Origin of the sequence: Nocardia tenerifensis NBRC 101015 (assembly GCF_000308715.1) — a bacterium.
GTDB classification, from domain to species: Bacteria; Actinomycetota; Actinomycetes; order Mycobacteriales; family Mycobacteriaceae; genus Nocardia; species Nocardia tenerifensis.
Window position 1 is genome coordinate 1 of sequence record NZ_BAGH01000384.1, and the last position, 9,301, is coordinate 9,301.

Consider the following 9,301-nt stretch of genomic DNA (forward strand, 5'->3'; position numbering starts at 1 on the left):
GTGACCCGCTCCCCCGCGAGCAACGCCCGCAACGCGTCGAGGTACTCCCCGAGCAACGTGACTGGGGAATCGACCCGCGCGCCGACCTGACCCATCCAGTCCTGCACCCCGTGCCCGACCCCGAGCACCAGCCGATCGGGGAACAACCGGTCCAGGGTGGCGGTCTCCATCGCGGTGAGCGCCACGTTGCGCAGCGGCGCGGGCAGCAGCCCGATGCCGACGCGCAGCCGCTCGCTCCACGCCAAAGCCGCTGCGGCACTGGCTATTCCGCTCTCCAGGAAGCAGTCCTCCCAGAGCCACAGTTCGTCGAGCCCGGACTCCTCCGCGACACGGACCACCTCGCGCAACCGCTCGGGCGGATTCTGGGGACGAAAGACGGCGCCGATGACAGTCATCCGACCATTCCTACCCGGTCCGGGATATTCGCGGCCATGTTGCGGCCGATATTTCGGAATCTCTCAGGATCACCGGCCATGATGTGGGCCGTGGCCCGAGGAACCGGGGACGAGTTCGGTGAATCTACGATCGTGGCGGCAGGTACCGGCAGTCGACCGAAAGGCGTGGTGAACGCACGGTGAGCAAGAACCCGGGTGGGAAGAAGAACCCGCTGCTTGCGGCGGACCGCAGCGACCGCAACCGCAAGATCTTCATCCAGGTGGCCGTGGCCGCCGTGTTGGTCGCGCTCATCGCGGCGATCGGCATCGGTGTCGCGGTGAAGAAGGCCCGCAAGGACGACCCCGGCCCGACCCCGTCGATCGCGGCGTCGGCGAACCAGAACGCGGACGGCCTCACCGGCACGATCACCGACAACGGCTCGATCCGCATCGGCAAGCCCGGCGCCAAGGTCACCGTCCGGGTCGTGGCCGACCTGCAGTGCCCGGCGTGCAAGGGCTTCGAGAGCGCCAACTCGCAGGTGCTCGACGAGAACGTCAAGAACGGCACCATCGCGGTCGAGTACAACGTGATCGCGTTCCTGGACCGGATGTCCAGCACCCGCTACTCGACCCGCGCGGCGAACGCCTCGTACTGCGTCGCCGAGGCCGACCCCGCCAAGTACATGGCCTGGGTGACCTCCATGTTCGCCCAGCAGCCGCCGGAGGGCAGCGCGGGTCTGCCCAACGAGAAGCTGGTGCAGATCGCCAAGGACGCGGGCTACCCGGACTCGGTGGCGAGCTGCATCACCGATGTCAAGTACGACAAGTACATTCAGGCTCGCACCAACGACGTGCTCAACAGCGGCATCGAGTCGACCCCGTCGGTCTTCGTCAACGGCAAGCAGATCAAGTCGAACCAGGAACTCATGACCCCCGGCGGCCTCGCACCCGCGATCGCCGCCGCCGCGGCGCAGTGACCCCCGCCGCCCCATCCCGGGGCGCCTGGATACTGCTGCTCGGTGGGCTCCTGGGCTGGCTGGCCGCGATGGCGTTGACCATCGAGCGGTTCAAGCTGTTCACCGAACCGGGCTACACCCCGTCGTGCAGCATCAATCCGATCCTGTCCTGCGGCTCGGTGATGGTGACCGAGCAGGCCGCGCTGTTCGGGTTCCCCAACCCGATTCTCGGCATCGCCGGTTTCTCGGTGGTGGTCACCCTCGGGGTGCTGTCGGTGGCCGGGGTGGCGTTTCCCCGGTGGATCTGGGGCGGCCTGTGGATCGGCACCCTGCTCGGCGTCGTGTTCATCTGCTGGCTGATCTTCCAGAGCCTGTACCGGATCAACGCGCTGTGCCCGTACTGCATGGTGGTGTGGGCGATCATCACCCCGCTGCTCGCGGTGGTCACCGATCAGCTCTGGGGCGGGTCGCGCGGCCCGCTGCGGGTGCTGGCGGAGTGGCGGTGGACGATCGTCGCGCTGTTCTACGCGGTCGTGTTGCTCTTGATCTTCCTGCGGTTCCAGGATTACTGGCTGTCGCTGGTCTAGGCGCTGTATCGAAGCCCGGCCGGCGAGGACCTAGTTCGGCGGGCCGAGTGCCAGCACCACCGTGACCGTGCGCGAGGCACCCGCGGGGTCGAGGACCTCGAGCCGGACGGCGTCGTCGGGCTTGCGCACGTTGATCGCCGCGTGCAGCGCGCGGGCCGAGGTGACCGGTTGCCCGTCGACGGCGGCGATCACCTCGCCGTGAGTCAGCCCGGCCGCGTAGGCGGGTGATCCGTAGATCGCCAGATCTATCCGTGCCCCACCGGTTTTCGCGTCGGTGGTCAGCACGCCGAGCGTGGCGGTCGGGCCGACGTGCACGGTCTCGGTCGGCGTGCCGGAGCGGATCTGGGCGACCACGCGCATCGCGGTGTCGATCGGCACCGCGTAGCCGTTGGGCGCCCGGCTCGCCCGCGTCGCGTCGCCGGACGCGGCGGCGATCACGCCGATCACCGCGCCGGCCCGGTCGGCGAGCGCGCCGCCGGACTGGCCGGAGCTGACCGCCGCGGCGACCTCGAGCATCCCGGTGAGCGGCTTGCGCGACAGGTCCGCGGCGTTGAGCGCGACGATGGTGCTGTCCAGATCGGTCAGCGTCCCCTGGATCGCGGTCGGCGTGCCGCCGACCCCGCCCGCGTTGCCGATCGCGAGCACCTCGTCGCGCACCCGCGCCTCGGCCGAGTTGCCGATCCGCGCGGTCGCCAACCCGGCCGCGCCGGTCAACGCGAGCAGCGCGATATCGGCCTCGGCGTCGTAGCCGAGCACGACGGCGTCGTACTCGCGCCCGTCGCCGACGTCGGTGACGGTCACCGTGTCCGCGCCCTTGATCACGTGATGGCTGGTCAGCACCTGGCCGTCGGCGGTGAGCACGATGCCGGACCCGGCGGCGCCGAGCCCGAAGGGCTTGGTGGAGGCGCTGATGTCGACCAGGGCCGGGTCGACGAGGGCCGCGACCGCCAGCGGATCCAGCGGCGGCGCGGGCTCGGCGATCGGCGCGGCGACCTCGCTCGCCCCGCTGGGCCAGGGCAGTTCGCCGCGGTAGCCGAGGAACGCGGCCACGGCGAGCAGCGCGACGACGATCATCGCCGGCGCGCGCCGCCCGGGCCGTTGCTCACTCATCGCTCTCCGCCTCGCCGTCCGCGAATCCCATTGTGGCCGGAGATCTTCACCGTAGATCAGAAACGGTGCGGATCGCGGCCCGCACCATTCGATATACCCGCGTGTCCGCGCTGCCGCGATGTCCGTTATGTGTCATGTTTGGCAACCGCGGCGATGCGACGGTAGGCATGTATGCATGACAACAGCTGCCGCGTACGCTCTGTCCGCCGCCGATGGCGCGTTCGAGAAGGTGACCATCGAGCGCAGGGACCTGGGTCCGCGCGATGTCTTGATCGACATCAAGTACGCGGGCATCTGTCACTCCGACATCCACACCGCGCGCGACGAGTGGGGCGGCACCAGGTACCCGTGCGTGCCGGGCCACGAGATAGCGGGCCTGGTCGCCGCGGTCGGCTCGGCGGTCACCAAGTACAAGGTGGGCGACCGCGTCGGCGTCGGCTGCATGGTGAACTCCTGTGGCAAGTGCGGCCCGTGCCTGGCCGACGAGGAGCAGTACTGCACCCGCGGCGCGACCATGACCTACAACTCGGTGGTCGACCCGGCCGTCCAGCCCGAGGGGTACACCATGGGCGGCTACTCCACTCAGATCGTGGTGACCGAGGGCTTCGTCGTCGGCATCCCCGAGGGGATCGGGCTGGACCAGGCGGCGCCGCTGCTGTGCGCGGGCGTCACGCTGTTCTCCCCGCTGCGGCACTGGAACGCCGGGCCGGGCAAGCAGGTGGCCATCGTCGGCATGGGCGGGCTGGGCCACATCGGGGTGAAGATCGCGGCGGCGATGGGCGCCGAGGTCACCGTGCTCAGCCACTCGCTCAGCAAGCAGGACGACGGAAAGCTGTTCGGCGCGAGCCACTACTACGCCACCAGCGACCGGGAGACCTTCCGCGCACTACGCGGCCGGTTCGACCTCATCCTCAACACCGTCTCGGCCGACCTGCCGATCGACCACTACCTCAAGCTGCTCGGCCTCGACGGCACCCTGGTGATCCTCGGACTGCCGGAGAACCCGATGAGCATCAAGCCGTTCACCGTCACCGGTTTCCGGCGCTCGCTGGCGGGCTCGATGATCGGCGGCATCGCGCAGACCCAGGAGATGCTGAACTTCTGCGCCGAGCACGGCATCGGCGCGGAGATCGAGGTGATCTCGGCCGATGAGATCGACGGCGCCTACGACCGTGTGGTGGCCAGCGACGTCCGGTACCGCTTCGTCATCGACGTGTCGACCATGTAGTTCCGCGGACCGATTTCGCCGAGCCTTCCGCTCTCTCCTTCCCCAGGGTGCGACGAGGCATGTTGCGGGCGTGGGCGCTTCGAACGTGGGTACGTTGGGCGTGTGTCCTCGGAGGAAAACGACAACGCGACGCGCCCCGCCGACGTGCCCACGGGCGAGGCCGTGGTCACCGCGGAGATGACGACCGCTCCGCCGCCGTGGCTGCTGCGGGCGTTCCTGCTCGCCGCGGCCACGGTGGCCGGATTGCTCGCGGGCTTCTGGGCGCTGACCCGGTTGCGGGGACTGCTCACCATTCTGGTGGTCTCGCTGTTCCTGGCCTTCGCCATCGAGCCCGCGGTGAACTGGCTCGCCCGCCGCGGGATGCGTCGCGGGCCCGCGACGGGCGTGGTGTTCCTGGTCGTGATCGCGGTCGTCTTCGCCTTCTTCTGGACGCTCGGCTCGCTGCTGATCGATCAGGTCACCACCCTGGTCAACAACGCGCCGCAGTACGCCGACGAGGGCATCGACTGGGTCAACCACACGTTCAAGACGCACCTGTCCGGCACCGACCTCGAGAAGTACACCAGCAACTGGAGCAAGTACCTCGAGGGCGCGGCGGGCAACGCCTGGGACATCGGCACCCGGACCGTCGGCGTGGTCTTCCAGTCCCTCGGCGTGCTGCTGTTCACCTACTACTTCGCCGCCGACGGCCCGCGCTTCCGCAACGCCGTGTGCTCGCTGCTGCCGCCGCGCAAGCAGCGACATGTGTTGCGCGCCTGGGACATCGCGGTGGCGAAGACCGGCGGCTACATCTACTCGCGCGGACTGCTCGCCCTCGCCTCGACGCTGGCGCACTACGTCGCCCTGCGGGCGCTCGACATACCGTCGGCCTTCGCGCTCGCGCTGTGGGTCGGGGTCGTGTCCCAGTTCATTCCGACCGTCGGCACGTATCTGGCCGGGGCGCTGCCCGTCGTCGTCGCGCTGGTGCACGGCCCCTCCGACGCGCTGTGGATCCTCGGCTTCATCCTGATTTATCAGCAGTTCGAAAACTATGTGCTGCAACCGAGAATCACCGCGACCACCCTGGACATGCACCCCGCCGTCGCGTTCGGCGCGGTATTGGCGGGCGCCGCGCTGCTCGGGCCGACCGGCGCCCTGCTCGCCATTCCGGTCACCGCGACCGTGCAGGCCTTCTCCGGGGCCTACATTCGGCGCTACGAGGTGCAGACCGACGTCGATCTGAGCGCACCGTTGCCGCCGCCGCCACCGAAGCCGCATCGAAAGTGGGCTCGGCAGTTGACCATTCGCTTCAACGCGCCGGAGCGGCCGAAGACCGAGCGAAAAGCCGAGCGAGCTAAGACCGAGCGGCCGAAGACTGAGCGACCGAAGGATGGCCGGCCGAAGAACGAGTAGCCGCGCACCTGCCGAGCTGCTCGAGCAGCGCCAGCGTGAGCTCGCCCATCTGCGCGCGGCTGTGGTACGCGGTGTCGTGCTCGACCTGGACGGTGAGCCGGTCGCCGACGGTGAAGACGGTGAGCTTCGGCGGCATGCCGGGGCCCATCGCGAAGACGTCGTCGCGGATGTGCCGGACGCCGGGCGGCGTCGAATACCCGGGCAGGCGGCCGATATTGGAGATCGCGAGGGTGGGCGGGGCGGCGAACGCGGCGGCCACCGCCGGGTCCGTGACCCGCTGCGCGGCCAGCAGGAACCGGGCGGCCTCGCGCCGCTCCACGGCGGCGCGCATGCCCGCCGTCACCAGTAGCCCGAGATCGAAGGGGCTGTGGTCCGGCTCCACCTCGGCCGGAGTGCCCACGCCGGATGCGAAGTTCGCCATGGTGCTCGCGGCCACGGGCGGCGTCAGCTCGCCGCGCACGTCCACCGCGTGCCCGCACATCAGCGGCAAAGCCCCTGTGCCGGAGTCGATCTGCCTCCGGAACGCCACCAGCGCGGCGCCCGCGAGCAGGCTGTTGACCGAGATGCCCTGTGCGCGAGCGGAATCGACCAGCGCGGCGGTCTCGGCCGCGTCCAGCTCGATGCGGCGCACCGCGAATCGGCCGAGCGGGTCGTCGCCGACGCCGTCCCCGTCGTCGGGCAGCTGCCGCGGCGCCGCCGCCGGATCGATCATCGCCATCCCCGCGCGCACCAGTTCCAGGAACTCCGCGATCTCGGCGTCGGAGAACACCTCGGCGAGCCGGGTATCCACCGCCGCGGGCAACGACTGCGCCGAATCATGCACCGGCAGCGGCGTTCCAGCGATGTGCGCGGTGTAGCGCCGCCACAGCTGCGCGAGCAGCGCGAAGGCCGATCGGCCGTCGGAGACGCCGTGGTGGATGACCAGCACGAGCTGCTCGCGCTCGCCCGACCGGAGCAGCTGCGCGCGGAACAGCCCGTCGGACCAGTCGCGCGGGCCGTTCACCAGCCGCAGGTAGTCGGACTCGTCGCCGTCCGCGATGTCCAGGCGCGGGCGATAGTCGTCGTCGCGGCGGAAGTGTCGCGTGCCGTCGGCCTCGGTCACCACCGTGCTGCGCAGCAGCGGATGCGCCGCGGCCAGTTCGGCGAGCACCAGGCGCAGGATCTCGAGGTCGAACGCGCCGTGCACGGTGGAGCCGATGAACAGCGGCATGCCCGCGGTGGGCACGCTGCCGAGCTTGGTGCCGGTGCCGAAGAACGTGGATTCGAAGGGGGAAATAGGGCGCTGAGCGGTCATGGCGTCGACCATACGCGTGTTTCAAACGTATGTCACAAACAATTGTTTGAAACAGTCGTCACAAACACACGTATGCCGGACTGCTATCGTGCGGAGGTGGGAACCCGAGAAGACCTCCTCGCCGCGGCCAAGCGGTGCCTGGCCGAGCGCGGCTACGCCCGCACCACCGTGCGCGACATCGTGGCCGCGTCCGGCACCAACCTGGCCGCGATCAACTACCACTTCGGCACCCGTGACAAGCTGCTGAGCCAGGCCATGATGGAGTCGAGTTCGACTGCGGTGCAGGCGATCCTGGAGTCGCTGCCCGCCGAGGACACCGATCCGGCGGTGCGTCTGCGCGCGTTCCTCGAACGGCTGATCGGCTCGTTCACCGAGGAGCGGCTGCTGTGGTCGGCCAATATCGAGAGCTTCGTGCAGGCGCTGCACTCCCCCGAGCTGCGCGCCGAACTCGGCGCCGCGCAGAGCGAGGCGCGCGAGGCGCTCGCGCACGTAATGGACGGCGCCGCACCGGATCCCGCCGTCGGCGCGGTGTTGCAGACCATGATCGGCGGCCTGCTCATCCAGTGGCTGATCGACCCGGACAACGCGCCGTCGGCCGCGACCATCGCGGCGGGCCTGCGGACCCTGGCCGAGGCGGTCGACCCGGCCTGAGCGCGCCGGGTGAGCGCCCGGCGAACTCGCGAGCCCGTGCTACCGTTCCCGCCCGTGCCGATCACCCATGCTGGAACGATGGCGATTCTGCTGGCGCTGGTGTCGATGTGCGCCACGCTGGTCGGTGGCTTCGTCGCGGTGCGCATCGGCGACCGCAAACATCTGGTGCTCGGCCTGGCCGCCGGCGTGATGCTCGGCGTGGTCTTCTTCGACCTGCTGCCCGAGGCCCTCGAGCAGTCTCGCCAGCAGGTGCTCGGCGTGCCCGCCGTGCTGGTCACCGCGGTGGTCGGCTTCCTGACCATCCACGTCCTCGAGCGCGCGGTGGCCATCCACACCGGGCACGAGCAGGAATTCGGCACGCACACACACGGTTTCGAGTCGGTCGGCCTGCTCGCCGCGGCGGGCCTGATCTTCCACAGCCTGCTGGACGGCTTCGGCATCGGCCTCGGCTACCAGGCGGGCGCCACGGTGGGCGCGGCGGTGGCCATCGCCGTGATCTCGCACGACTTCGCCGACGGTTTCAACACCTTCACCATCTCCACCCTGTACGGCAACGCGCGCAGGCGGGCGCTGACGCTGCTCGCGCTCGACGCGATCGCCCCCGTGGTCGGCGCGGTGCTCGGCACCGTCATCCACGTTCCGGAGGGCGTGGCCGGGCTCTACCTCGGTTACTTCGCGGGCTTCCTGCTGTATCTGGCCACCGCCGACATCCTCCCCGAGGCGCACGCCGTGCACCCGTCGCGGTTGACGCTCGCCTGCACCGTGGCGGGCGCGACCCTCATGCTGCTCGTCGCGGCGCTGAACCATTGAGTGCCCGAGCCTTTAGCAACTACGGTTGACCATCCTTGATTTAGTCAACTAAAGTTGCTCGCATGCCAACCCCCGAAATCCCCGAATCCGGCGGGCCCGCGGACCGGCTCGCGGCCGTGGTCGCGCTGCGACGCCTGGCCGATCAACTGGAGGACTCGGCCGTCGAGGAGGCGATGCGGACGGGCTGGAGCTGGCCGCAGGTCGCCGAGGCGCTCGGCGTGACCCGGCAGGCGGTGCACAAGAAACACGCCAAGCGGCTCATCGCCGCGGGCGTCAGCCTGAGGAGGCGCTGATCATGACCTCATTCGACGAATACTTGCACACGGTCCTCACCGAGGGCGGCGGCGAGGCCCAGCGCGACGGGTCTGCCACCATCGAGGCGCAGCACCTGCTGCTCGCGATCGCCGCGCAGGTGGGCACCGAACCGCAGCGCATGCTGGCCTCGGTCGGACTCGACCATCAGGCGCTGCGCGACGCGCTGCACCGCGAGTTCGAGCACAGCCTCGGCGCGGCCGGAGTGTCCCTCGCGGAGCTGAATGTGCCGCGCGCACAGGGTTATCGCAGGGGCAACCCAAATGTCGGCGCGTCGACCAAACTCGCGCTGGAGCGCGGTTTCCACTCCGTCGCGCGCAAACGCGACCTGCAACCCGCGCACCTGCTGCTCGGTATTCTGCGCGCCGAGGTCGGGACGGTGCCGCGCACGCTCGTCCTCGCCGGCGTGGACCGGGCCGAGCTACAGGCCACGGTCGAGCGCGCCCTCGCGGCGGCGTGATAGCCGAGTACTCCGAAGTCCAGCGACTGCTCGACGAGGCGGTCCGCGACCGCCGTCTCCCCGGCGTCGTCAGCGAGATCCGCGACGTCTCCGAGGCCGACCAGACGTAGGAAAGGCCGCCTTCCCG

General features: G+C 69.8%; 11 protein-coding genes. 8 read left to right on the plus strand and 3 right to left on the minus strand.

Going from position 1 to position 9,301, the window contains the following annotated elements; genetic code table 11:
- Window positions 1-395 (minus strand): LLM class flavin-dependent oxidoreductase (locus ON39_RS30540; protein WP_040739492.1); only part of this gene is annotated, 395 nt, incomplete at its 3' end.
- A gap of 179 nt (window positions 396-574) precedes the next feature.
- Between ON39_RS30540 and ON39_RS30545 the strand changes: the two genes are divergently transcribed.
- A complete protein-coding gene (locus ON39_RS30545; RefSeq protein ID WP_040739481.1) occupies window positions 575-1,351 on the plus strand; it encodes a DsbA family protein in 777 nt (258 codons plus the stop codon).
- Window positions 1,348-1,917, plus strand: coding sequence for a vitamin K epoxide reductase family protein (locus ON39_RS30550; protein ID WP_040739483.1), 570 nt, complete (start codon window positions 1,348-1,350; stop codon window positions 1,915-1,917). Before ON39_RS30545 ends, ON39_RS30550 begins: the two co-directional genes overlap by 4 nt.
- A 30-nt stretch (window positions 1,918-1,947) precedes the next feature.
- On the opposite strand, the gene ON39_RS30555 is transcribed toward ON39_RS30550, so the two are convergent.
- Window positions 1,948-3,027, minus strand: a complete 1,080-nt coding sequence (locus ON39_RS30555; RefSeq protein WP_040739484.1) for a S1C family serine protease — start codon at window positions 3,025-3,027, stop codon at window positions 1,948-1,950.
- A gap of 175 nt (window positions 3,028-3,202) precedes the next feature.
- Here ON39_RS30555 and ON39_RS30560 point away from each other — a divergent pair, with 175 nt between their 5' ends.
- The gene (locus ON39_RS30560) at window positions 3,203-4,255 is read left to right on the plus strand and encodes an NAD(P)-dependent alcohol dehydrogenase (RefSeq protein WP_040739485.1); all 1,053 of its coding nucleotides are present in this window, start codon (window positions 3,203-3,205) and stop codon (window positions 4,253-4,255) included.
- Between the two features lie 102 nt (window positions 4,256-4,357).
- Window positions 4,358-5,647: an AI-2E family transporter gene (locus tag ON39_RS30565; RefSeq protein WP_083894793.1), complete on the plus strand. Its 1,290-nt coding sequence runs from the start codon at window positions 4,358-4,360 to the stop codon at window positions 5,645-5,647.
- Here ON39_RS30565 and ON39_RS30570 read toward each other — a convergent pair.
- Window positions 5,589-6,941: a phthiocerol/phthiodiolone dimycocerosyl transferase family protein gene (locus ON39_RS30570; RefSeq protein ID WP_169335935.1), complete on the minus strand. Its 1,353-nt coding sequence runs from the start codon at window positions 6,939-6,941 to the stop codon at window positions 5,589-5,591. The two genes, ON39_RS30565 and ON39_RS30570, sit on opposite strands and share 59 nt — an antisense overlap.
- Before the next feature lie 96 nt (window positions 6,942-7,037).
- On the opposite strand from ON39_RS30570, the gene ON39_RS30575 reads away from it, so the two are divergent.
- The 4 genes from ON39_RS30575 (at window position 7,038) to ON39_RS30590 (ending at window position 9,174) form a co-directional block, all read left to right on the plus strand.
- Complete coding sequence (locus ON39_RS30575; protein WP_040739494.1) at window positions 7,038-7,592, plus strand: TetR/AcrR family transcriptional regulator; 555 nt, start codon at window positions 7,038-7,040, stop codon at window positions 7,590-7,592.
- 78 nt (window positions 7,593-7,670) lie between these two features.
- Window positions 7,671-8,402: a ZIP family metal transporter gene (locus ON39_RS30580; protein WP_040739488.1), complete on the plus strand. Its 732-nt coding sequence runs from the start codon at window positions 7,671-7,673 to the stop codon at window positions 8,400-8,402.
- A gap of 62 nt (window positions 8,403-8,464) precedes the next feature.
- Window positions 8,465-8,695, plus strand: a complete 231-nt coding sequence (locus ON39_RS30585) for a hypothetical protein (protein WP_040739490.1) — start codon at window positions 8,465-8,467, stop codon at window positions 8,693-8,695.
- A 2-nt stretch (window positions 8,696-8,697) separates the two neighbouring features.
- Entirely contained in the window at window positions 8,698-9,174 is a 477-nt protein-coding gene (locus ON39_RS30590) for a Clp protease N-terminal domain-containing protein (protein WP_040739491.1), read from the plus strand.
- The last annotated feature ends 127 nt before the right edge of the window (window positions 9,175-9,301 follow it).

Excerpts from the sequence above, each read along its gene's own strand:
- ON39_RS30570 (WP_169335935.1), bottom strand. The coding sequence starts at position 6,941 with ATGACCGCTCAGCGCCCTATTTCCCCCTTCGAATCCACGTTCTTCGGC.
- ON39_RS30585 (WP_040739490.1), top strand. The coding sequence starts at position 8,465 with ATGCCAACCCCCGAAATCCCCGAATCCGGCGGGCCCGCGGACCGGCTC.
- ON39_RS30555 (WP_040739484.1), bottom strand. The coding sequence starts at position 3,027 with ATGAGTGAGCAACGGCCCGGGCGGCGCGCGCCGGCGATGATCGTCGTC.
- ON39_RS30590 (WP_040739491.1), top strand. The coding sequence starts at position 8,698 with ATGACCTCATTCGACGAATACTTGCACACGGTCCTCACCGAGGGCGGC.
- ON39_RS30560 (WP_040739485.1), top strand. The coding sequence starts at position 3,203 with ATGACAACAGCTGCCGCGTACGCTCTGTCCGCCGCCGATGGCGCGTTC.
- ON39_RS30580 (WP_040739488.1), top strand. The coding sequence starts at position 7,671 with ATGGCGATTCTGCTGGCGCTGGTGTCGATGTGCGCCACGCTGGTCGGT.